At 68.1% G+C, this 23,072-nt stretch carries 23 protein-coding genes, 1 tRNA gene and 1 pseudogene; 17 read left to right on the top strand and 8 right to left on the bottom strand.

Annotated elements, in window-relative coordinates; all coding sequences use genetic code 11:
• Nucleotides 1-44 precede the first annotated feature (44 nt).
• Nucleotides 45-392 carry a phosphoribosyl-AMP cyclohydrolase gene (gene hisI, locus ON21_RS09520; RefSeq protein ID WP_039797256.1) on the top strand — a complete coding sequence of 116 codons (348 nt, stop codon included), beginning with the start codon at nt 45-47 and terminating at the stop codon, nt 390-392.
• A gap of 187 nt (nt 393-579) precedes the next feature.
• Here hisI and ON21_RS09525 read toward each other — a convergent pair whose 3' ends face one another.
• The 4 genes from ON21_RS09525 to ON21_RS09540 all read right to left on the bottom strand — a co-directional run bounded on the left by ON21_RS09525 (nt 580) and on the right by ON21_RS09540 (nt 2,730).
• Entirely contained in the window at nt 580-1,032 is a 453-nt protein-coding gene (locus ON21_RS09525) for a MarR family winged helix-turn-helix transcriptional regulator (protein WP_083880515.1), read from the bottom strand.
• A gap of 201 nt (nt 1,033-1,233) precedes the next feature.
• A complete protein-coding gene (locus ON21_RS09530; protein ID WP_039797258.1) occupies nt 1,234-1,788 on the bottom strand; it encodes a hypothetical protein in 555 nt (184 codons plus the stop codon).
• Nucleotides 1,789-1,838: 50 nt separating this feature from the next.
• The gene (locus ON21_RS09535) at nt 1,839-2,294 is read right to left on the bottom strand and encodes a peroxiredoxin (RefSeq protein WP_039797259.1); all 456 of its coding nucleotides are present in this window, start codon (nt 2,292-2,294) and stop codon (nt 1,839-1,841) included.
• A gap of 124 nt (nt 2,295-2,418) precedes the next feature.
• The gene (locus tag ON21_RS09540) at nt 2,419-2,730 is read right to left on the bottom strand and encodes a hypothetical protein (RefSeq protein ID WP_039797358.1); all 312 of its coding nucleotides are present in this window, start codon (nt 2,728-2,730) and stop codon (nt 2,419-2,421) included.
• Between the two features lie 188 nt (nt 2,731-2,918).
• Between ON21_RS09540 and ON21_RS09545 the strand changes: the two genes are divergently transcribed.
• The 11 genes from ON21_RS09545 (at nt 2,919) to ON21_RS09595 (ending at nt 14,516) form a co-directional block, all read left to right on the top strand.
• Nucleotides 2,919-4,478, top strand: a complete 1,560-nt coding sequence (locus ON21_RS09545; protein ID WP_039797260.1) for an anthranilate synthase component I — start codon at nt 2,919-2,921, stop codon at nt 4,476-4,478.
• On the top strand, nt 4,475-5,296 hold the full coding sequence (locus ON21_RS09550) for a TIGR02234 family membrane protein (protein WP_083880504.1): 822 nt from the start codon (nt 4,475-4,477) through the stop codon (nt 5,294-5,296). Before ON21_RS09545 ends, ON21_RS09550 begins: the two co-directional genes overlap by 4 nt.
• Nucleotides 5,297-5,479: 183 nt before the next feature.
• Nucleotides 5,480-6,298, top strand: a complete 819-nt coding sequence (gene trpC / locus ON21_RS09555) for an indole-3-glycerol phosphate synthase TrpC (protein ID WP_039797261.1) — start codon at nt 5,480-5,482, stop codon at nt 6,296-6,298.
• A gap of 5 nt (nt 6,299-6,303) precedes the next feature.
• A complete protein-coding gene (gene trpB, locus ON21_RS09560) occupies nt 6,304-7,560 on the top strand; it encodes a tryptophan synthase subunit beta (protein WP_039797360.1) in 1,257 nt (418 codons plus the stop codon).
• Complete coding sequence (gene trpA, locus ON21_RS09565; RefSeq protein ID WP_039797262.1) at nt 7,557-8,357, top strand: tryptophan synthase subunit alpha; 801 nt, start codon at nt 7,557-7,559, stop codon at nt 8,355-8,357. The genes trpB and trpA overlap by 4 nt, the downstream gene beginning before the upstream one ends.
• A 266-nt stretch (nt 8,358-8,623) precedes the next feature.
• Nucleotides 8,624-9,727 (top strand): prolipoprotein diacylglyceryl transferase, encoded by a 1,104-nt coding sequence (gene lgt / locus ON21_RS09570; RefSeq protein WP_245562522.1) that lies wholly within the window; start codon nt 8,624-8,626, stop codon nt 9,725-9,727.
• A gap of 242 nt (nt 9,728-9,969) precedes the next feature.
• Nucleotides 9,970-10,467, top strand: a complete 498-nt coding sequence (locus ON21_RS09575) for a TM2 domain-containing protein (protein WP_039797263.1) — start codon at nt 9,970-9,972, stop codon at nt 10,465-10,467.
• Nucleotides 10,468-10,679: 212 nt separating this feature from the next.
• Entirely contained in the window at nt 10,680-11,405 is a 726-nt protein-coding gene (locus ON21_RS09580) for an amino acid ABC transporter substrate-binding protein (RefSeq protein ID WP_039797363.1), read from the top strand.
• Nucleotides 11,406-11,417: 12 nt separating this feature from the next.
• Nucleotides 11,418-12,086 (top strand): amino acid ABC transporter permease, encoded by a 669-nt coding sequence (locus ON21_RS09585; protein ID WP_039797264.1) that lies wholly within the window; start codon nt 11,418-11,420, stop codon nt 12,084-12,086.
• Nucleotides 12,087-12,189: 103 nt separating this feature from the next.
• Nucleotides 12,190-13,608, top strand: a complete 1,419-nt coding sequence (pyk, locus tag ON21_RS09590; protein WP_174372154.1) for a pyruvate kinase — start codon at nt 12,190-12,192, stop codon at nt 13,606-13,608.
• A 95-nt stretch (nt 13,609-13,703) separates the two neighbouring features.
• Nucleotides 13,704-14,516, top strand: coding sequence for an acyl-CoA thioesterase (locus tag ON21_RS09595; protein ID WP_228830105.1), 813 nt, complete (start codon nt 13,704-13,706; stop codon nt 14,514-14,516).
• A gap of 3 nt (nt 14,517-14,519) precedes the next feature.
• Here ON21_RS09595 and ON21_RS09600 read toward each other — a convergent pair whose 3' ends face one another.
• The 4 genes from ON21_RS09600 to ON21_RS09615 form a co-directional block, all read right to left on the bottom strand.
• The gene (locus ON21_RS09600) at nt 14,520-14,906 is read right to left on the bottom strand and encodes a hypothetical protein (protein ID WP_245562523.1); all 387 of its coding nucleotides are present in this window, start codon (nt 14,904-14,906) and stop codon (nt 14,520-14,522) included.
• Between the two features lie 193 nt (nt 14,907-15,099).
• A complete protein-coding gene (locus tag ON21_RS09605) occupies nt 15,100-15,720 on the bottom strand; it encodes an arsenate reductase/protein-tyrosine-phosphatase family protein (protein ID WP_039797266.1) in 621 nt (206 codons plus the stop codon).
• Nucleotides 15,721-15,962: 242 nt separating this feature from the next.
• On the bottom strand, nt 15,963-16,475 hold the full coding sequence (locus ON21_RS09610; protein WP_039797366.1) for a monooxygenase family protein: 513 nt from the start codon (nt 16,473-16,475) through the stop codon (nt 15,963-15,965).
• A 658-nt stretch (nt 16,476-17,133) separates the two neighbouring features.
• Nucleotides 17,134-17,217: transfer RNA gene (locus tag ON21_RS09615), tRNA-Leu, on the bottom strand.
• Nucleotides 17,218-17,442: 225 nt separating this feature from the next.
• Here ON21_RS09615 and ON21_RS09620 point away from each other — a divergent pair.
• The 5 genes and pseudogenes from ON21_RS09620 to ON21_RS41230 all read left to right on the top strand — a co-directional run.
• Complete coding sequence (locus ON21_RS09620; protein WP_039797267.1) at nt 17,443-18,060, top strand: ANTAR domain-containing response regulator; 618 nt, start codon at nt 17,443-17,445, stop codon at nt 18,058-18,060.
• 186 nt (nt 18,061-18,246) lie between these two features.
• The gene (locus ON21_RS09625) at nt 18,247-19,488 is read left to right on the top strand and encodes a branched-chain amino acid ABC transporter substrate-binding protein (protein ID WP_373281120.1); all 1,242 of its coding nucleotides are present in this window, start codon (nt 18,247-18,249) and stop codon (nt 19,486-19,488) included.
• A 94-nt stretch (nt 19,489-19,582) separates the two neighbouring features.
• Nucleotides 19,583-20,620, top strand: a complete 1,038-nt coding sequence (locus ON21_RS09630; RefSeq protein WP_039797268.1) for a branched-chain amino acid ABC transporter permease — start codon at nt 19,583-19,585, stop codon at nt 20,618-20,620.
• Complete coding sequence (locus ON21_RS09635) at nt 20,617-22,035, top strand: branched-chain amino acid ABC transporter permease (protein WP_039797269.1); 1,419 nt, start codon at nt 20,617-20,619, stop codon at nt 22,033-22,035. The genes ON21_RS09630 and ON21_RS09635 overlap by 4 nt, the downstream gene beginning before the upstream one ends.
• Nucleotides 22,032-22,988 (top strand): annotated as a pseudogene (locus ON21_RS41230) (ABC transporter ATP-binding protein); the annotation flags it as partial. The gene ON21_RS09635 and the pseudogene ON21_RS41230, both read left to right, overlap by 4 nt.
• Nucleotides 22,989-23,072 lie beyond the last annotated feature (84 nt).

The raw sequence follows: 23,072 nt of genomic DNA on the forward strand, positions 1-23,072 counted from the left end.
CTCCGGTCGCGCCCGCTCGCGGGCGCCCCTGTTATAACGGTGCTATGAGTCTCGACCCCGCCATCGCCGCCCGTCTCAAGCGCAACGACGCCGGATTGGTCTCGGCCGTCGCGCAGGAACGCGCCACCGGCGACGTGCTGATGGTCGCGTGGATGGACGACGAGGCGCTGGCGCGCACCCTGGAAACCCGCAAGGCCACGTACTATTCGCGCTCCCGCAGGCAGTACTGGGTCAAAGGGGAGACATCCGGCCACACCCAGTACGTGCACGAAGTGCGGCTCGACTGTGACGGCGACACGATCCTGCTGATCGTCGACCAGGAAGGCGCGGCCTGCCACACCGGCACACACACCTGCTTCGACTCGGATGTGCTCCTGGGCGCGCAATCCTGAACCGGCGGAGGGACGGGGCGGTTGGCCGGAGCGAAGGCGGAGGTACGCATAAACGGGCGCTGTCGGGCGTAGTCCGTCCTCGGCTCCGCGCACGGCCGGAGCGAAGGCGGAGGTACGCATAGCGGGCGCTGTCGGACGCAGTCCGTCCTCAGCTCCGCGCATGGCCGGAGCGAAGGCGGAGGTACGCTCAGGAACCGCTGGGCCGCTGATCGTCCCGGCTAGCGGGCGTTAGCTCGCCGAGGCGGTCGAGTGCGTCGGCCAGCCGCTCGGCCAGCAGTTCGCCGAGGTCGGCGACCTGCGCCTTCTGTGCGTCGTCCAAGCCGTCGAAGACCAAGTGCCGCACGGCCTCCAGATATCCGGGTGCGGCCTCGACAACCTTCAGGTATCCGTCGTCGGTGAGTACGGCGTGCACGCCGCGCCGCCCCGCCGTCGCCGAACGCTGCGCCCAGCCCATGCGCTCCAGCTTGGATACCACGTGCGACAGCCGCGATAGCGATGCATTTGCCTTGTGGGCAAGCTCACTCATCTGCAGGCGGTGGCCCGGTTCCTCCGACAACAACGTCAGTACCCAGTACTCGAAATGCGTCACGCCGGACTCGCGCTGCAGCTGGGTGTCCAGAGCGCTCGGCAGCCGCGTCATCAGCGCCACGATCGCACGCCAAGCGCGTTGTTCGATCGGGTCGAGCCACTTCGTCACTGTGTGCCTTCTTTCAAGCCAAGTGACGTGGTTTTGTTCGTTGTCCTAGTGATTGTCGAAAAACTTGTGCACAGTCACCCGCGACATCGAGTTTGCCACGACTTCGCTCGACCGTCATAAAGATGCTGCATGCGGTGAGTTCACTCACACCTGTCGCGGCGGGGTGTCCTCGGCCTTCGGCGTGGCCGGGTGCGTGCGCCGCCACCTGCGCAGCAGCAACAGCGCCACGGCGACGAGGAACAGCAAGGTCGCGATGACGGCGCCGGTGAGCGCGGCCCCGCGGAACGCGGGCGCGTCGACATCCAGGGTCCGCTCACCCGCGTGGGCGGCGCTGCTGTTGCCCAGGACGATGGTCAGCGTCATCAAGTTGGGGATCGCGCACAGGACCGCCACGACCGCGGCCGCTCCGGCCAGGAACCGGCCCGCCTTGCGCCGCCACACCAGCACGGCGAACAACAACAGGAAAAGTGTGACGACGGTACAGAATCCGCCGAAGAACAGGCCCCAGCCGATGCCCTTGGCGAAGCTTCCGTGCACCATCGACCCGACCCGCTGCGCCCACCAGCGCGGGATGAACGCGGACAGGACGAAGTAGGCGACGACCAGGACCGCGAGGACCGCGGCGCCGAGGATGAGTCGTGTGCGCCAGACGGCTGCCGTGGATTTGCGCTCGCCCGGCTGCAGCTCGGTCGAAGTCATGCGTCCAGCCTAGGCCGCTCCCTTGTCGAGCAGCGGCCACGGCGCGCGGACTACCGACTGCGCAGGTAGTTCAGTGCCTCGTCGGCGTGCACGGCGGCGCGCAGCTCGCCGGTGATGATCTTGCGAATGGTGCGGTCGGTGTCGATGACGAACGTTTGCCGCTTCACCGGTGCGAGTTTGCCGAGCAGTCCGCGCTTGACCCCGAACTTCGCGGCGACGGCGCCGTCTGCGTCGGAGAGCAACGGGTAGCCGAGGCGCTGCTTCTCGGCGAACCCGGCTTGAGTGTCCACCTTGTCGGTGCTGATGCCCACGCAGGTGGCGCCGAGCGCGGCGAATTCGGCGGCGAGGTCCCGGAAATGGCAGGCCTCGGCCGTGCAGACGGGGGTATTCGCCGCGGGATAGAAGAAGAGGACCAGAGGGCCGTCCGCCAGCAGGGCGTCGAGCGAGCGGGGAGTGCCGGATTGATCGGGAAGCTCGAAATCAGGGGCGAGCTGTCCTTGCTGCATACCCGGGAACACTACCGCGCGGCCGGTCGAATCGGGTATTTCGTCCGCGGGGACCTGTCGCTCGTGCCCGCCGTGCGGCGCCTTGCGGCGGCAATGAATCGGGCACGAGCCTCGAGCAGGGCGGCTACGCGCCGATGAGTGCCGCCACCTCGGGGTTCTTGATCGTCATCACATCGAGGATGCCGTGGGCCCGCAGGAACGGCCGCAGCTCTTTGATGCGGTCACTGTGCACGGCGTACTCGTCGGGGAAGCGGTTCTTGTCGAGGGACTCCAGTGCTTTGACGTAGGTGACGAAGGACGCGAGCGCGTTGGCCGGGGCGCTCTGCTGGTAGGCGGGATGACCCGGGCCCGCTGTCCGCGGGGCGTGCAGGCGCGGGACGCTGTGACCCGCGACGTGCCGAGGGCCCTCGGGCGCTACCGATTGCGAGGGGTACATCAGTTGTTTCCTCTCGAGATGGATACCGCATGCAACGTGGAACGCCGCGAGTGTAGTGATCGCCGCCACACCTCCGGCGACCGCGTGGAGACCGGACGGTCGACCTGATTTGTCGGGTTTGTCGCCTCCCTCCTCGCGTCACCGGCACCGCTCACTTCCCGGTCGGTCCGGCCTGGGATGATGAGTGCATGCCAGGCGCGTCCACTCCCACCACGACGACCCGCGAACAGTTCCATCAGCTGGCCGCGGAGCACCGTGTGGTCCCGGTCACCCGGAAGGTACTGGCGGATTCGGAGACTCCGCTGTCGGCCTACCGCAAGCTCGCGGCCGACCGAGCGGGCACCTTCCTGTTCGAGTCCGCGGAAAACGGCCGGTCGTGGTCGCGCTGGTCGTTCATCGGCGCGGGCAGCCCCTCGGCGCTGACCGTCGTGGACGGCGAGGCGGCGTGGCTGGGCAGCGTCCCGGCCGACGCGCCCTCCGGCGGTGATCCGCTGGTCGCGCTGCGCGAGACGCTGGAGTTGCTGCGCACCGAGCGTCTGCCCGGACTGCCGCCGCTGACCGGCGGCATGGTCGGATACCTCGGCTACGACGCGGTGCGCCGGATCGAGCGGCTGCCCAACCTGGCGCTGGACGATCTGCGATTGCCGGAGATGGTGCTGCTGCTGGCCACCGATCTGGCCGCGTTCGACCACCACGAGGGCGCGATCACGCTGATCGCCAACGCGGTGAACTGGAACGGCACCGCCGAGCGGGTCGACGAGGCCTACGACGACGCGGTGGCCAGGCTGGACCGGATGACCGCGGCGCTCGGCGCGCCCGCCGACTCCACCGTGTCGGTATTCGACCGGCCCGAGCCCCGGTACCGGCGCCAGCGCACCACCGAGGAGTTCGGCGCGGGCGTGCGCCGCCTGGTCAAGGAGATCGAGGCGGGCGAGGCGTTCCAGGTGGTGCTGTCCCAGCGTTTCGAGATGGATTACGGCGGAGCGCCGATCGACCTGTACCGGATGCTGCGCGCGTCGAATCCGAGCCCGTACATGTACCTGCTGCACATCCCGGACGGCGCGGGCGGCACCGCGTTCTCCATCGTCGGTTCCAGCCCGGAATCGCTGGTCACCGTGAAAGACGGTGTGGCGACGACGCATCCGATCGCGGGCACCCGCTGGCGCGGCGTCACCGAGGAGGAGGACGTGCTGCTGGAGAAGGGTCTGCTCGCCGACGAGAAGGAGAACGCCGAGCACCTCATGCTCGTCGATCTCGGTCGCAACGACTTGGGCCGGGTGTGCGAGCCGGGCACCGTGCGCGTCACCGACTACCGGCACATCGAGCGCTACAGCCATGTCATGCACCTGGTGTCGACGGTGTCGGGCCGGTTGGCGCCCGGCCGGATCGCGCTGGACGCGGTGCGGGCGTGCTTCCCCGCCGGCACGTTGTCCGGCGCCCCCAAGGTGCGCGCGATGGAGCTGATCGAGGAGCTCGAACCGACCCGGCGCGGCGTCTACGGCGGCGTCGTCGGGTATCTGGACTTCGCCGGTGACGCCGATACCGCGATCGCCATCCGCACCGCGTTGCTGAAGGACGGCACGGCCTACGTGCAGGCGGGTGCGGGCGTCGTCGCGGACTCGGATCCGGAGTACGAGGACGTGGAATCGCGCAACAAGGCCATGGCGGTGCTCAAGGCGATCGCGGCGGCCGAAACGATGCGGGCCTACGGCACGGAACCCGGTGCGGCGGGCGGCGGAGCGCGATGACGGCTGCCGATCCCGGAGCGGAACCGGGCCGGGCACGGGAACCGGCCCCGGACAGCGCACGGCCGGAAGCCATTGCGCCGGAGGACGGTTCCGCCGCGGCCGGATCCGCGGGCACGGAAGGCGATTCGCGCCGCAACTACCCCGTTGCCCCGGTGGCGTTGCTCGCTGCCGCCGCCGCCGCGCTGTGGGCGTCGTCCCGGATGACCTGGGTGACGGTCACCTCCTCGGACGGTCTCACCCAGCCCCGCACCGATCATCTGAACGGCGGCGTGTGGTTCGGCGCACTGACTCCCTTGGCGCTTGTCCTGCTCGCCTCGATCGCGGCCGTGCTGGCCACCAAGGGCTGGCTGCGCCGCGTGGTCGGCGTGCTGATCGCGTTGGTCGCCGCGGTGGCCGCGGTGCCCGCGTTCGCACTGCTGACCAATTCCGGCAAGCTCGCCGAGCGGGCCGCGAAGCTCGCCGAACTCCCGGCGCGCGCACAGGTCGAGACGGCGACCACGTCGACATTCCCCGCCGTGCTGGCGCTGCTCGGCGCGATCGCCGCGTTCGGTGCGGGCGCGCTGCTGGCCCGCATGCCCGCCGAGTCGGCGCGGCTGTCCGGTAAGTACGACAACCCGGTCTTCCGGCGCGCCGCCGCCACGGCCGAGGTCACGCAACGGCGCGCGCAGTCCCCGGACGGCGGGTCCGCGCCGCAGCTGTCCGAGCGCGTGCTGTGGGACGCGCTGGACGCGGGCACCGACCCGACCGACGAACCCCCGGCAGGCCAGACGCCCCCGGCGGATTCCGGCCCCGGTGAGGCAGGCCGACATGGCCGCTGAACTGTTTCCGCGCGGCGAGTGTGGCGGGTACCACCTTGCGCAGAGCCCTTCCGCGTGGTTCAACTCCAGCCCCGGCGCAAACGCGCCCGGTAGGTCCATTTATTCTTTGACAGCATCGGTGAGACAGCGCCTGGGGGGATTCTCAGGTAGCAAGTCCGTCTCCCCAGAAAGGATTCGAGCCAGATGACGGTACTCGACTCGATTCTCGACGGGGTCCGCGCGGATGTGGCCGCTCGGGAAGCCCTGCTGGACTTCCAGGCGGTCAAGGCGGCCGCCGCGGCGGCACCCGCGCCGCTGGACGCCCGCGCGGCGCTGCTCGAGGACGGCATCGGCGTGATCGCCGAAGTCAAGCGAGCAAGTCCGTCCAAGGGCGAGCTGGCGGACATCCCGGACCCGGCGAGTCTGGCCAAGGCCTACGAGGACGGTGGCGCGCGGATCATCAGCGTGCTCACCGAGGGCCGCCGCTTCAACGGGTCGCTCGACGACCTGGACGCGGTCCGCGCCACGGTGAGCATCCCGATCCTGCGCAAGGACTTCGTCGTCGGCCCGTACCAGATCCACGAGGCGCGCGCGCACGGCGCGGACGTCATCCTGCTGATCGTCGCGGCGCTGGAACAGGACGTGCTGTCCTCGCTGATCGACCGCACCGAGTCGCTGGGCATGACCGCGCTGGTGGAGGTGCACACCGAGGAGGAGGCCGACCGCGCGCTGGAGGCGGGTGCGTCCGTGATCGGTGTGAACGCCCGCAACCTCAAGACGCTCGAGGTCGATCGCGACGTGTTCGCGCGGATCGCGCCCGGTTTGCCCACCGAGGTCATCCGGATCGCCGAGTCCGGCATCCGCGGCACCGCCGACCTGCTGGCCTACGCGGGCGCGGGCGCGGACGCCGTCCTCGTCGGCGAGGGACTGGTGACCAGTGGCGACCCCCGTGCGGCGGTCTCCGAGCTGGTGACCGCGGGCACCCACCCGTCCTGCCCGAAGCCGGCACGGCGGGGCCGGTGACCGGCGTGACGGCGGTACCTCAGGCCAGCGACGGCGTCGCCCAGCGCAGCGGCCACGAGCCCGACGTGGGCGGGCACTTCGGCGTCTACGGCGGCAGGCACGTGCCGGAGGCGCTGATGGCCGTCATCGAGGAGGTCACCGCCGAGTACGAGAAGTCCCGGCTCGACGACTCCTTCCTCAACGAACTCGACCGGCTGCAGCGCGACTACACCGGCCGCCCGTCGCCGGTGTTCGAGTGCAAGCGGCTGGCCGAGCACGCGGGCGGCGCGCGCATCCTGCTCAAGCGCGAAGACCTGAACCACACCGGTTCGCACAAGATCAACAATGTGCTCGGCCAGGCGCTGCTCGCCAAGCGGATGGGCAAGAGCAGGGTGATCGCGGAGACCGGCGCGGGCCAGCACGGCGTCGCCACGGCGACGGCCTGCGCGCTGCTCGGCTTGGACTGCGTCGTCTACATGGGCGCGGTCGACACGGCGCGCCAAGCCCTGAACGTGGCCAGGATGCGTCTGCTCGGCGCCGAGGTGATCTCGGTGACCTCCGGTTCGCAGACGCTCAAGGACGCCATCAACGAGGCCCTGCGCGACTGGGTGACCAACGCCGACAACACCTACTACTGCTTCGGCACCGCCGCGGGCCCGCACCCGTTCCCGATGCTGGTGCGCGATTTCCAGCGCATCATCGGCCTGGAGGCCCGCGCCCAGGTGCAGGCGTCCACCGGCGGGCTGCCCGACGCGGTCGTCGCCTGCGTCGGCGGCGGATCCAACGCCATCGGCATCTTCCACGCGTTCCTCGACGACCCCGACGTCCGGCTGATCGGTTACGAAGCGGCCGGTGACGGCGTCGACACCGGCAGGCACGCGGCCACGTTCACCGGCGGAACACCGGGGGCGTTCCAGGGCGCCTACTCGTACCTGCTGCAGGACGAGGACGGCCAGACCATCGAGTCGCATTCGATCTCGGCGGGCCTGGACTATCCGGGTGTCGGGCCCGAACACGCCTACCTCAAGGACATCGGCCGCGCCGAATACCGGCCGATCACCGACACCGAGGCGATGGACGCCCTGCTGCTGCTCAGCCGCGCCGAGGGCATCATCCCCGCGATCGAGTCGGCGCACGCGGTGGCAGGCGCCCTGCAACTGGGCAAGGAGCTCGGTCCCGGCGCGATCATTCTGGTGAACCTCTCCGGCCGGGGCGACAAGGACATGGACACGGCAGCACGGTGGTTCGGGCTGTTCGACGAGCCGAAGAAGGAGGGCCGGTGAGCCAGCAGTCCCGCTTGGCGAACACCTTCGCCGCGTGCCGCGCCGATAATCGCGCCGCACTGATCGGCTACCTGCCCGCGGGCTATCCCGACCTGGCCGGTTCGATCGAGGTCGTGCGCGCGATGGTCGAAGCGGGGTGCGACATCATCGAGGTCGGCGTCGCCTACTCCGATCCCGTGATGGACGGCCCGACCATCCAGGCCGCCGCCGAACAGGCGTTGCGCGGCGGCGTGCGGGTGCGCGACGTGTTCTCGGTGGTCGAGGCGATCACCGGCGCCGGAGGCAAGGCCGTGGTGATGAGCTACTGGAACCCCGTGCTCCAGTACGGCGTGGATCGCTTCGCGCGGGATCTGGCCGCCGCAGGCGGCGCCGGGATCATCACCCCGAACCTGATCCCGGAGGAGGCGGACGACTGGTTCGTCGCCTCGTCCACGCACAATCTGGATCGCATCTTCCTGGTCGCGCCGTCGTCCACCGAGGAACGCCTGGTGAAGACGCTCGAGGCCAGCCGCGGTTTCGTCTACGCGGCATCGACCATGGGCGTGACCGGCGCGCGGGACGTGGTGTCCTCTGCCGCTCCCGCCCTGTGCGCGCGGATCCGGACCCACTCCGACATCCCGATCGGCGTCGGCCTCGGCGTCCGCTCCGGCGAGCAGGCCGCCGAGATCGCGTCCTACGCCGATGGCGTCATCGTCGGCTCGGCGCTGGTGACCGCGGCGGGCCGTGGCCTGGACGCGGTGCGGGCCCTCACCGCGGAGCTCGCCGAGGGCGTGCGGTCGGCGACCGTCGCGTCCTAGCCGACCGGTCGGCGGTGCTCGGCACCGCGTAGACCAGCGAATCCGCTGCATGGTCGCTCGGCGGTCGCGACCGGGTGGTCATGGGACCGAGATCAGCCGATCGGGTTCACCACGCCGCGTGGTAGGCGAAAACGCAGAAGCGGGCGGTGCGAAGGCGGCCGTCGTCGGCACCGCGGGCGTGCTCCGCGCGGCGCGGGCAAGCCCTGACGCGGCGAGGGCGGTGCGGTGGTGGCCGGCCGGTCGGGCATCTCCGCTACGGTGGCCCCGTGACGTTACGAGTCCTCGCAGACAGTGTCCTGGCCGACGGCGGCGTCAGCGGCGCCGTGCTGGCCTACATCCCCAGCCCCGCGCGCGGCGTCTGGCAGCTCGGTCCGTTCCCGCTGCGGGCGTACGCCCTGTGCATCATCCTCGGCATCATCGTGGCGATCTGGTGGGGCGAACGGCGCTGGCGGGCCCGCGGCGGCCAGCCCGGCGCGATCCTGGACGTCGCGATGTTCGCCGTGCCGTTCGGCCTGGTGGGCGGCAGGCTCTACCACGTGGCCACCGACTGGCAGAAATACTTCGGTCCGGACGGGCATCCGATCGACGCGCTGAAGATCTACCAAGGCGGGCTCGGCATCTGGGGCGCGGTGCTGCTGGGCGGCATCGGGGCGTGGATCGGCTGCCGGGTATACCGGATCCCGTTGCCCGCCCTCGGTGACGCGGTCGCACCGCCGATCCTGCTGGCGCAGGCCATCGGCAGGCTCGGCAACTATTTCAACCAAGAGCTCTACGGTCGCGAGACCGACCTGCCCTGGGGTCTGGAGATCTACCGGCGGGTGGGCGACGGCGGACAGCTCGACATGATGAACGGCGCCTCCACCGGCGTGGTCGAGAAGATCGTGCACCCCACCTTCCTGTACGAGCTGCTGTGGAACCTGCTCGTCGTCGTGCTGCTGGTGTACGTGGACAAGCGTTTCCGGATCGGCCACGGACGCCTGTTCGCGCTCTACGTCGCCGGCTACTGCTTCGGACGATTCTTCGTCGAACTGATGCGCGACGACGAGGCGACGAAGATCGCGGGCATCCGGATCAACTCGTTCACCTCCGCCCTCGTGTTCCTGGCCGCGATCGCCTACTTCGTGTTCGCCACCAAGGGACGCGAGACGCCCGAGCAGTTGCAACCGGGTGCGAGCCCCCGGCCGTGGCCGTGGCAGCTCCGCGCGCTGCGCACGGCCGGGGCGGCGCCGAACGGGGAGGTTTCGGACGCATCCGAGAAGACCGGGTCCGCCGCCGACGGATCAGGGACCGAGCCGGGCGAGCAGCACGGGGGCTCCGAAAGTGGTTCGGAGAAAACGGATTCGGACAAAGCCGCGTCCGACAAAGCCTGATCGCGTCGCGGGAAACCACTCGGCCGCGCCGGCCTGTTCGGTCGCGGGCGGTGGCCGAATCTCTTCTGCGGCAACGATCGGGCGACCTATCGCGATAACTACTGGCAGGACCGAATATTTCTGGGGCGACAACCCGGTCGTTCCCGGTGACAATGACTCGTGATCGTCACGAGCCGCGGTTCGGCGATCCAGTGAGGCCGGGGGCCGACAAGAGGGTGCCCGCACTAATGAGGAGGACATGAGTGACCGACCCTTACCAGCAGAATCCGGGCGCCGGGGGCCCACAGTACGGTCCGCCGGGCACCGGCCCTGATCTGACCAAGCCGCTGGAGGAGCAGAGCCAGCCGCAGTACAGCCCGCCGCCGGACCCCTACAACCAGCAGCCGCAGTACGGTCAGCCCGTCGGCGGCTACGGCCAGCAGCCGGGCGGCTACCCGCAGGCGCCGTACCCGATGGGCCCGCAGGGCTACAACCCGAACGACCCGGAGGCGCCCTGGGGCCGCGACCCGTTCGGTGTTCCGCTGTCGGACAAGCAGAAGCTGGTCGCGGGCCTGCTGCAGATCTTCCTCGGCAGTTTCGGCGTCGGTCGCTTCTATCTCGGATACAACGGCCTGGGCATCGCCCAGCTGGTGGTCACGATCCTGACCTGTGGTCTCGGCGGCATCTGGGGTCTCATCGACGGCGTCATGATCCTGGTCGGCAAGGTTCCCGATTCGCAGGGCCGTCCGCTGCGCGACTGACCGCCGCGGTATCGACTATGCCGGGAGGTGGGGATACCCCGCCTCCCGGTCGTTCAGGCGAGATCAATGAGCACAATCTTTTCGAGCGTGGTGATCGCGATACTGTCGCGTGCACGGGTCCGGGCGTAACATGACCGGACTCGCGTGCCGTGTGTGGAGTTCCACGCACCGAAGAGAGGATTTCCGTGCGTCGCAAGCTGTTCGCCGCCGCCATGCTCGCCATCGTCGCCGCCACCGGACTGAGCGGGTGCGGTGACAGCGACCCGAACGTACTGAAGGTCGGCACCGAGGGCACCTACGCCCCGTTCAGTTTCCAAGGCTCCGACGGCAAACTCACCGGCTATGACGTGGAAGTGATCCAGGCGGTCGGCGACAAACTCGGCAAGAAGGTCGAGTTCGTGCAGACGCCGTGGGACGCCATCTTCGCGGGCCTGGAGTCCAAGCGCTTCGACCTGGTGGCCAACCAGGTGACCGTGAACGACGAGCGCACGACCAAGTACGCGCTGTCGGCGCCCTACACCACGTCGGCGGGCGTGATCGTCACCCGCGCCGACAACAACGCCGTCACCGGCCTCGCCGACCTCAACGGGAAGACCTGCGCGCAGTCGGCCACCAGCAACTGGAGCAAGGTCGCCACCGACGCGGGCGCGAAAGTGGAGGCCGTCGAGGGCTTCGTACAGGCCATCCAGTTGTTGAAGAACGGCCGTGTGGACGCCACCGTCAACGACAACCTGGCAGTCGCCGAATACACCAAGAAGACCGGCGACACCAGCGTGAAGATCGCGGGACGGACCGGATCGGTGAGCAAGCAGGCGTTCGCCGCGCGCAAGGGCGACGCGCTGATCACCGACGTGGACAACGCGCTGAACCAGCTGCGCGCCGACGGCACCTTGGCGAAGATCTCCGAGAAGTATTTCGGGACCGACGTCAGCCAGTAGCCGACATCGTTCATGGACGCCGCCACCCGGGACCTCATCTGGCACAACCTGTGGCCGATGCTGCAGGCCACCCTCACCAAGACCCTTCCGCTCACCGCCGTCAGCTTCGCCATCGGCCTGGTGCTCGCGTTGTTCGTCGCGCTGGCCAGGATGTCTCCGGTGCGGCCGCTGTCGGCGGCGGCCCGCTTCTACATCTCGATCATTCGCGGGACACCGCTGCTGGTGCAGCTGTTCATCGTGTTCTACGCGCTGCCGCAGTTCGGCATCGTGATCGACCCCTTTCCCGCCGCGGTGATCGCGTTCAGCCTCAACGTCGGCGGATACGCGGCCGAGGTGGTGCGCGCCGCCATCCTGAGCGTCGCCACGGGTCAATGGGAGGCGGCGCAGGCGCTCGGCATGTCGTACCCGGCGATGCTGCGGCTGATCATCCTGCCGCAGGCCGCGCGCATCGCCGTGCCGCCGCTGTCGAACACGCTGATCTCCTTGGTGAAGGACACCTCACTGGCCTCCACCATCCTGGTGACCGAGCTGCTGCGCGTCGCCCAGCTCGCCGCCGCTCCCACGTTCGACTTCTTCGCGCTCTACGGAGTCGCGGCGCTGTATTACTGGGTGATCTGCCTGATCCTCGGATTCGGGCAGACCCGGCTGGAAACGAGGTTGGCCCGCCATGTCGCACGATGAATATCCGTTTGTACCTGCTATGGAGCTGTCGTTCATTTTTTTCACCAAGGATTCACCATGGCCACGGCGGGACCTGCCCACCCAGCGGGACTAGGCTCTACCCGTGATGCGACGGACGAAGATTGTGTGCACGCTCGGACCGGCCACTGCCACCGAGGACCGTATCCGCGAACTCGTCGAGAGCGGCATGGACGTGGCTCGGCTGAACTTCAGCCATGGCGAGCACGCCGACCATGCCGAGAACTACAAGAAGGTGCGTCAGGCCTCCGACCACCTCGGCCGGGCGGTCGGCATTCTCGCCGACCTGCAGGGTCCCAAGATCCGCCTCGGCCGGTTCCTGGAGGGCAGGACCGTCTGGGCGACGGGTGAAGAGGTCCGCATCACCGTCGACGACATCGACGGGACCCACGATCGCGTGTCCACCACCTACAAGGAACTCGCGCAGGACGCCAAGCCCGGCGATCGCCTGCTGGTCGACGACGGCAAGGTCGGCCTCATCGTCACCGGCGTCGACGGCAACGACGTGGTCTGCCGGGTGACCGAGGGCGGGCCGGTTTCCAACAACAAGGGCGTGTCGCTGCCGGGCATGGACGTGTCGGTTCCCGCGCTCTCGGAGAAGGACATCGAGGACTTGGAGTTCGCGCTGAAGCTCGGCGTGGACTTCATCGCGCTGTCGTTCGTGCGGTCCCCGTCCGATGTCGAGCTGGTGCACGACGTGATGGACCGGGTGGGCCGCCGGGTGCCGGTGATCGGCAAACTGGAGAAGCCGGAGGCGATCGACAACCTGGAAGCCGTCGTCCTGGCCTTCGACGCGGTGATGGTCGCGCGCGGCGACCTGGGCGTCGAGTTGCCGCTGGAGCAGGTGCCGATCGTGCAGAAGCGCGCCATCCAGATGGCCCGCGAGAACGCCAAGCCGGTTATCGTCGCCACGCAGATGCTGGAGTCGATGATCGACAACTCCCGCCCGACCCGCGCCGAGGCCTCCGACGTGGCGAACGCGGTGCTCGACGGCGCCGACGCGGTGATGCTGTCGGGCGAGACCTCGGTGGGCAAGTACCCCATCGAGACGGTGCGCACGATGGCGCGCATCGTGCACGCGGTGGAGACCGAGTCGACCCGGGTGCCGCCGCTGACCCACGTGCCGCGCACCAAGCGCGGCGTGATCTCCTACGCCGCCCGCGACATCGGCGAGCGGCTCAACGCCAAGGCGCTGGTCGCGTTCACCCAGTCGGGCGACACGGTGCGCCGCCTGGCCCGCCTGCACACGCCGCTGCCGCTGCTGGCGTTCACTCCGCTGCCGGAGGTCCGTAGCCAGCTGGCGCTGACCTGGGGCACCGAGACCTTCATCGTGCCGACCGTGAACAGCACCGACGCGATGATCCACCAGGTGGATGTAGCACTTCTGTCGATGGACCGATACCAGAAGGGTGACCTGGTGGTCATCGTGGCCGGGTCCCCGCCCGGTACCGTCGGTTCCACCAACCTGATCCACGTTCACCGAATCGGTGAGGAGGACCATTAGTGAGTGCTTCCCTGAGCAGCCCAGTCGACGTCGCGGAGTCCGATGCGCAGCGTTCCGATCTGGATGTGCTGCTTGGCCTGCTCGATCTCGAGCAGATGGATGAGGACGTATTCGTCGGCCAGCACCCGGAGAAGGTGTGGAGCCGTACCTTCGGCGGCCAGCTCGTCTCGCAGGCCATCATCGCGGCGGGCCGGACGGTCGGCGACCGTCCGGTGCACGCGGTCAACGCGCATTTCGTGCGCGGCGGCGATGTGAAGAAGCCGATCGAATACCGAGTGGACCGGCATCGCGACGGCCGGGCGTTCGCCAACCGCACGGTCACCGCCAGCCAGGACGGCCAGGAGCTGTTCGTCATGCTCGCCGCGTTCCAGGACTGGGGCAGGGGGCTCGAGCACGCGCACGCCCAGCCGGAGGTGCCCGACCCGGAGACGCTGCCGCGGGTGGAGGAGAGCTTCGAAGGCTTGGAGGACAAGCTGGAGATGTTCGTCAAGGCGCCGCACCCGATCGACATGCGCTACACGAACGATCCGGCGTGGATTCTGAAGGGCACGGGGGAGCGGCTCAACCACAACCGGGTGTGGATGCGCGCGGACGGCAGGCTGCCCGACGATCCGCTGATCCATGTGGCGACGCTGGGCTATTCGTCCGACACCACGGTGCTGGACTCGATCATCACCACCCACGGGCTGTCATGGGGTCTGGACCGCATCGTCGCGGCCACGGTCAACCACTCGATCTGGTTCCACCGCCCGTTCCGTTTCGACGAGTGGGCGCTGTACTGCACCGAGTCGCCGGTGGCCGCGGGCTCCCGTGGCCTGGCGACCGGCCGCTTCTACTCCCGCAGCGGCGATCTGCTGGCCACCACGGTGCAAGAGGGACTCATCCGCCACTTCCCCGCGCGGCGCTGAGGTCTACAGCAATTCGAGGTCGCGATCGATGTCGAGATCGACGTCGGTGCGTTGCGACGCGCGGATCGAGACCGGGATATCCGCTCCCGGCTCGGTTCGCGCCAGGCCCGAGATCCGGAGCAGCAGTTGCTGTTCCAACGCTGCCATGTGCTCGTCGGTCAACTGGTCGGGCGCGCCGACCAAACTGAGCGCGATCTCGTAGGTGCTGCGGTGGTCGGAGATGCCGCCGGAAGGACTCGCGGGGCAGCGGCTCTCGAGCGCCGCGTGGGCCGGGTCGTCGGCGTCGACCGGCAGGGTGAAGCGCCAGGCGAACACGTCCCGGTCGGTGAGATGGTCATCGACCACCTCTCGCACGGTGTCGACGACGCGTTCGAGAGTTTCCGGTGTCACATAAACATGGAGCGAAACATCCGAAATGCGTTTCGGCATGTCGATTCCTGTCCTGTGTCGAACCAGCAACGGCGGAGAGTGTTGTCCGGCGGGAGTTTAGTGCGTCCGATGCGGAAATGAACACAGCCCGTTGATAACAGGTTCGATACGCGACGGCGCCGAGCGCGCTATCGGCTGTGGTTTTCTCCGGTGGTCACCGGGTGCGTTGGGCGGCGAGGAATGTCGCCAGGGGCGCCGGTCCGCCACCGGGGCGGATGACCAGTCCGCGGCGCTCGTCGTGCGGCCAGCGGGGCTGCTCGTGCGGGGCGAGCGCCAGCAGCAGCGGCACCAGCGCCTCGGCGATGCGGTCGCCGACTTCGCAGAAAGCCTGGGCGGACAGCCCGACCGGGTCGGCGATGTTCTCCCGGCCGACCAGCGACAGATCGTTGCGCGCCCGATGCAATTCGGCGACGGTGCGCGCGCCGGTGACGTGCGCGATGCGGTGGGCCTCCAGCAGCGTGAAGGTGCGGGCTCCGGCGCCGAAGGCCAGGTCGACCACCTGTTCGCGGATCTGCTCGGTCATCGTGAGGACCAAATCGGCCTTGTCGATCATCTCCGGTTTCAGGCGACGCGCCCGGAAGTTGCTCGCGTCGGCGCCAAGCCCGGTGATGGTCTGCGCGGCGAGCGGCTCGACGGGAAATCCCACCAGCGCACGGGTTCCCGCGCTCTCGGCGGTGAGGTAGGGGAGATCGTGTTCGACCGCGAGGGCGCGCGTGAGCCGCTCGGCGATCACCGACCGGCAAACGTTGCCGTTGCAGACGAACAGGACGTGCATACCGATAACGATAAACGGCGGGAAGGCTACCAGAAGGCCCTGAGACATTAGTCCCATATGTGGGAACAACATATTCATCTGTTCGTAGCGCGCCGTACACGAAGCGCGCCGCTTCGGCCTCTGGCCTGCGACGTACGTCACTTCGAAGAGTCGTGCTGTTCGATTCTCTTCATGGCTGTACCCCGGCGCTCACGCATTCAAACGTTGCACTGTGATTGCTCCGTGATATGACCGCACGCAGGCTACCCGGATTCGCCTTCGTAGTAGACGTTTTCGCCCACCACGGGCTCGACCTCGGCCGGCCTGCCCTGGACGCGACCGCGGGTGGAGAACCGCTGACCACGGGAGGCGACCACGGGCGCGAACCGCGCGAGTCCCGTCGCGGGGTCCATGTCGTCGTACATGGCATCGATACCGCCACGGGCGAAGTAGGCCTCGTGCCAGAAGCCGGTGCCGCCGGAGTCGCGCAGGAACTCCCGCCACCATTCCCGATGCGGTTGCGTCCGGGTCCAGGCTTCGAGGCTGTCGAGGTCGCGCCAATACTGCCGTGCGCCCCAGTGCGGCGGGAACAGCGCCCACACGAGGTCCTCGTGCAGCAGCAACCCGTCCGGGCGATCCTTGTGCGAGCGATAGAGTTTCGGCCCCAGCCCGAGCAGTCGCAGCATCCCCCGTGGCCGCCGCACCCGCATGCCGATATAGATGACCACCAGATCCGGGTACTCGGACAGATCCACGGTGGTCCTGTTCACTCGCATCGCATTCCTCTCGCTGCCCCGGACGCTCGAAGTCGCCATATATGACAACGATTCGACACCGGAATCGGTTCGATCAGGGCGCAACTCCGTGATCCGACTTCACCCGGCCGTCGAGTGTCAGCCGTTGAGCAGTTGCTGGTACACGGTCCGGCTACAGCAGCGGCCGGAGAGAAAACTATGAACGCAACTCGCCATCGCCCGTAACATTCGATGCTCGAAGGGCCGGCCCTTGCGATCAGAACATCGGCAGCGTCGTCGGTGTCGTCCGATCCCACCGGCTCTGCCGTCTGCGGACCGAGAATTGCGTACCTAGATGAGCGGTGACACCCGCGACCACCTTCGCGAGCCTCGGTGGGCTCGACCGCGACCCGTGTCGGGCATGCTCGCTACCACTGCGCACGCAACCAGTTGATCGCGGGCGGCATGGGGAAGCTCCACCCCACACGTCAGCGCTTGAATCCGGGACCCGAGCCAAGCCGCTGAGCAACGGCCGATAGGCCCAGCCCGAATCGCACGATTCCAGCCCGACGTAACCACGCACATCGGGGGGTTCGGGGGCGAAGCCCCGCCGAGCGGGGCCTGGGGGTTGCACCCCCAGAAGAAACGACGAGCGCCCCCTGCGAGCGCTCTCCGCGAGCAGGGGACACCCAAAAGCGAGTGCCGAGTGTGGGACTCGAACCCACACGTCCTTTCGGACAACGGTTTTTGAGACCGTCGCGTCTGCCAGTTCCGCCAACCCGGCGCACCGGATGGCAACTATAGCCGGTCGGGTGGGGTGGACGGAAATGGGTTGGCCCGAGCGGCGCGAGGGCACGGTTTGCGCAGGGTATATGCGTTCTATGCCGAAGTGAAAGGTACTCTTTACATCACTCGACAGCCCGACGGCTGACCGGTGCTCGCCTCGTGCGAGCGCGGCTTTCCTTTGGTTGGGTCGGGTACAGGGCATCGGAACCAGAGGGGTCTACCTATGAGCACAGCAGCTGGGGGCGCCGGCACCAAGAAGGACGCCGGGGCGAAGCGGGTCGTCGTCGCCGAGGACGAGGCGCTCATTCGCATGGATCTGGTCGAGATGCTGACCGAAGAGGGCTATCAGGTGGTCGGCGAGGCGGGTGACGGTCAGCAGGCGGTGGATCTCGCCGTGGAGCACCGGCCCGATCTGGTGATCATGGACGTGAAGATGCCGCGGCGCGACGGGATCGATGCGGCGGCGGAGATCGCGTCGAAACGCGTTGCCCCTGTGGTTATCCTGACCGCGTTCAGCCAGCGTGATCTGGTGGAGCGGGCGCGCGATGCCGGTGCGATGGCCTACCTGGTCAAGCCGTTCACGAAATCGGATCTGGTGCCCGCCATCGAATTGGCGGCCAGCCGCTTCCACGAGATCACCGCGCTGGAGAGCGAGGTCGCGAATCTCGCCGAGCGACTGGAGACGCGCAAGCTGGTCGAGCGGGCCAAGGGTGTGCTGATGCAGACGCAGGGCCTTTCGGAGCCGCAGGCGTTCAAGTGGATTCAGCGCACCGCAATGGACCGTCGCACGACGATGAAGGCGGTCGCCGAGGTGGTGCTGGAGAACCTGACGCCGAAGTGAGAGCGCGCGTCACGGGAGAATTTACGCGAACGAAACGTAGTCGTGAACAAGAATTCGAAACGATGTCGCGTGCATGATCCGATTGTGATGCGGAACTAACGTACCGACGCTATGTTCTGTCCGGGCTGATGTGAGTCGGCCTCCTCGGCGATCCCGGGGGAGCACAGAACTTAGATGAGGTGAAACGTGCTTAGTTCGACATGGCGCAGTCGCTCGACGCGAGCTGTTCTGGCCGTCGGCGCCGCCGCCGCGCTGGTGCTGACGGGTTGTAGCGACAAATCCACCAGCAGCGGTTCGGATTCCTCGGGTACCAACGGGGCGGGCGGTCTCTCGATCCAGCCGGTTCTGCAGGTCGACCAGCAGGGCAAGGAAGTGCCGAAGGCCGACGCGGCCACGGCCGCCGACCCCGCGGGCGACGGCAAGGCGACCTGCGCGCCGGGCACGGCCATCGCGATGGCGGGCGCGCTGACCGGCCCTGACGCCGCGCTCGGCATCAACATCGTCAACGGCGTCAAGCTGGCCCTGGACAAGCACAACAAGGCCAATCCAGGCTGCAAGATCGAACTCAAGCAGTTCGACACCGAGGGTGACCCGCAGAAGGCCACCCAGGTGATCCCGCAGATCGTCAACGACCGCTCGATCATCGGCCTGGTCGGTCCCGCCTTCTCCGGTGAGACCAAGGCGACCGGCAAGATCCTCAGTGACGCGGGCCTGGTCTCGGTCACCTCGTCGGCGACCAACGCGACGCTCACCCAGAACGGCTGGACCACCTTCTTCCGCGGTCTGGCCAACGACGACGTGCAGGGCCCCTCGGTGGCGAAGTACCTGGTCAACAGCGCCGGTTACAAGAAGGTCTGCGTCATCCAGGACAACACCGACTACGGCACCGGCCTGGCGAAGTCCATCACCGAAGGCCTGGGCGCCGCCGCCGACCCGGCCTGCGCGGCCAGCATCAAGAAGGGCGACAAGGACTTCTCCGCGACGGTCACCAAGGTGGCGGCGGCGAATCCGGACGCCATCTTCTACTCCGGCTACTACTCCGAGGCCGCGCCGCTGGCCCAGCAGTTGAAGTCCGGTGGCGTGAAGGCGGTCTTCGTCTCCGCCGACGGCACCAACGACCCGCAGTTCGTCGCCCAGGCGGGCAGCGCGGCCAAGGGCGCGAAGCTGTCCTGCCCGTGTGGCCCCGCCCCGGAGAAGTTCGCCACGGACTACAAGGCGCTCAACGGCCAGGCGCCCGGCGTCTACTCGGTCGAGGCCTACGACCTCACCACGATCCTGGCCAAGGGCATCGACAGCGGGAAGGTCACCCGCCCGGACCTGCTCGACTATGTGCGGACGTACGACGGTGCCGGCCTCGCGCGTCAGTACAAGTGGAACCCGAACGGTGAGCTTTCGAACGCGCTGATCTGGGTTTACGAGGTCAAGTAGTCCCCGGATCCCGGGCGCACGGCACGTACGGGGGTTCGTCCGAATCCCCGTACGTGCCGTTGTTCGGTGGGCGAATGGATGAGGGCAGAAATAGATGAAACAAACGGCATCGGCCGCAGTGATACAACTCGCGGCCGGCTCGATCGACTTCAACTACGAGGGGCTGATCGATAATTTCTGGCGGCTGACCGTCGACGGCGTGACCTACGGCGCCATCTATGCCTTGGTCGCCGTGGGCTACACCTTGGTGTACGGCGTATTGCGGCTGATCAATTTCGCCCATTCGGAAATCTTCATGCTCGGGTTGTTCGGCCAGTTGATCGGATTGATGATCTTCGGATTCACGGCCAGCCCCGACGTCTACACCCAGGGCGTCGCGCTCACGGTCGTGTATCTGGGGTTGGCGATGGTGGTGGGCATGCTGGTATCCGGAGGTGCGGCAGTCGGATTGGAGCGGGTGGCCTATCGCCCGCTGCGCAAGCGCGGCGCCAAGCCGCTCGCCTTCCTGATCACCGCGATCGGCATGTCGTTCGTCCTCCAGGAACTGGTGCACTTCGTGCTGCCGAAGATCCGCCCCGATCTCGGCGGCACCAACGCGCAGCAGGCCATCCGGCTCGTCGAGCCCACCGTGCAGTTCAGTTTCGGCGGCGCGGACGTCACCAACATCATGCTGCTCATCGTGATCGCCGCCGTGGTGCTGGCGATCGTCACCGAAGTCCTGATCAACCGGACGAAGTTCGGGCGCGGTATCCGCGCCGTGGCGCAGGACCCCGACACCGCGACGCTGATGGGCGTTTCGCGGGAGCGGGTCATCATGCTGACCTTCCTCATCGGCGGTGTGCTCGCGGGCGCGGCGGCGATGCTGTACACCCTGAAGATCCCGAACGGGATCATCTACTCCGGCGGATTCATCCTCGGTATCAAGGCGTTCAGCGCCGCGGTGCTCGGCGGCATCGGCAACCTGCGCGGCGCGCTGCTCGGCGGACTGGTGCTCGGCGTGGTGGAGCAGTACGGCCAGATCCTGTTCGGCACCGAGTGGCGCGACGTGGTCGCGTTCGTGGTGCTCGTCCTGGTGCTGATGGTTCGCCCGACCGGCATCCTCGGCGAGAGTCTCGGAAGGGCGCGCGCATGACCGACACGACCAAGACGGCGTCCGCGCCGGACACCGCGCGCCGCGGCATCGGCGACGCGATCCGCACCTGGTGGGACGGCCTGAGCAGGCCGGCGCAGTGGGGCGTCGGCGTCCCGATCCTCATCCTGCTCGCCTTGCTCCCACTGTTCCCGCCACCCCTGCTGAACACCCCGTCCTACAACTTCGGCCTGGTGATGGCGCAGGTCGCGATGTACGCGCTGCTGGCCATCGGCCTCAACGTGGTGGTCGGGCAGGCTGGCCTGCTCGATCTGGGCTACGTCGGTTTCTACGCCGTCGGCGCCTACACCGTCGGCCTGCTCACCAGCCCCAACAGCCCGTGGAACCAGACCGACGGCGGCTGGCTGGATCCGAAGTGGGCCTGGCTGGCGTGCCTGCCGATCGCCGTCGCGGTGACCGCGGTGTCCGGCCTGATCCTCGGTTCGCCGACGCTGCGCCTGCGTGGGGACTACCTGGCGATCGTGACGCTCGGCTTCGGTGAGATCGTCCGGCTGCTCGCGGAGAACCTCACCGACATCACCAACGGCAGCCTCGGCCTGTCGGGTGTCGCCTACCCGCACGTCGGCGAGTCCGCGAGCAGGCCGGAGGGCGTGTTCTCCGGCGGCAACAGCGGCGATTCCGACAGTGCCAACCTGCTCGACCGCGCCAGCTACGGCACCTATTGGTACTGGTTCGGCATGGCGCTGGTGGTCATCGTGCTGCTGGTGGTCGGCAATCTGGAGCGCAGCCGCGTGGGGCGCGCCTGGGTGGCCATCCGCGAGGACGAGGACGCGGCCGAGATCATGGGCGTGCCGACGTTCAAGTTCAAGCTGTGGGCGTTCATGATCGGCGCCGCGGTAGGCGGCATGTCCGGCGCGATCTACGCCGGACAGGTGCAGTTCATCAATCCCACCGGGTTCAACATCATCAACTCGATGCTGTTCCTGTGCGCGGTGGTCATCGGCGGGCAGGGCAACAAACTCGGCGTGATCTTCGGCGCGTTCGTCATCGCCTATCTGCCCGCGCGGCTCCAGTCGGTGAACCTGGTGAGCAACGAGTCGACCGGGTACGTCCTGCTGGCGATCGATGTCGCGGTGTTCGTCGCGCTGATCGTCGCCTGGCGGCTGTGGTCCGGTCGGCTGGGCGTGTGGCCGCGGCGCGGCGTGATCACCGCGATGGTGGTGACCGGCGTGCTGGCGCTGCTGCTGCTCGGCAGCGTGCTGCTGTTCCGCAAGGGCGGCGCGCAGTCGCTGGGCGACCTCAAATATCTGTACTTCGGTATCGCGTTGGTGGTGATGATGATTCTGCGTCCGCAGGGTCTGTTCCCGGTGCGGCAGAAGCTGCTCACCTACGGCAGACAGGTGTACCAGGCCGTGCGCAGGCCGGTCGCGGCCGAGCCGATCGGAGCGGGCCGATGACCGGGCCGGGCGCGGGTGACGCGCTGTTCGACAACGAGGACATGGCCGCGGGCTACGCGGCCGAACCGCAGGCCGAGTCCGCGGGCACCGTCGATGTCACCCAGGTGATCCCGGAACTCGCCGATGCCGAGACGGTCGCGGAAGTGGTCGCCCCGCGCCGCGATATCGAGACCGCGGTGGGCGAGCCCCTGCTGCGCACCGAGGGCCTCACGGTGAAGTTCGGCGGCCTCACCGCCCTGGACCAGGTGAGTTTCGAGATCCGCCGCGGCGAGATCCTCGGTCTCATCGGTCCCAACGGCGCGGGCAAGACCACGTGCTTCAACGCGATCACCGGCGTCTACCAGCCCGCCTCCGGGCTGGTGTACTTCGACGGCAAACCGCTGACCAAGACCAAACGCAACGCGATCACCCGCCTCGGCATCGCCCGCACGTTCCAGAACGTGCGCCTGTTCGGTGAGATGACCGCGCTGGAGAACGTCGTGGTCGGCACCGACGCACGGCACCGGACCTCGGTGCCGGGCGCGGTGTTCCGGACGCCGCGGCATCGGCGCGAGGAACGCGACGCCATCGAGCGCGGGATGGCGCTGCTGGAGTTCGTCGGGATCGCCCCGCGGGCGGTGGAGAAGGCGCGCAATCTGTCCTACGGCGACCAGCGTCGCCTGGAGATCGCCCGCGCGCTGGCCACCGAGCCGAAGCTGCTGTGCCTGGACGAGCCCGCGGCCGGATTCAATCCGAGCGAGAAGTCGGCGCTCATGGACCTGATCCGCAAGATTCGCGACGACGGGTTCACCGTGTTGCTCATCGAGCACGACATGCGACTGGTCATGGGCGTGACCGATCGGATCGTGGTGCTGGAGTTCGGCCGCAAGATCGCCGACGGGCTGCCCGCGGACATCCGGGACAATCCCGCCGTGATCGCCGCGTATCTCGGCGTGCCGGATGCCGAGGCGATCGAAACCGTCACTGCCCCGGGCGAAGACGGCGAGACCGAGAAAGTCGCGCCGTCCGGACCGGAGCCGGAAGCGGTACCGCTCGGC

This window comes from Nocardia araoensis NBRC 100135, assembly GCF_000308435.1.
Lineage (GTDB): Bacteria > Actinomycetota > Actinomycetes > Mycobacteriales > Mycobacteriaceae > Nocardia > Nocardia araoensis.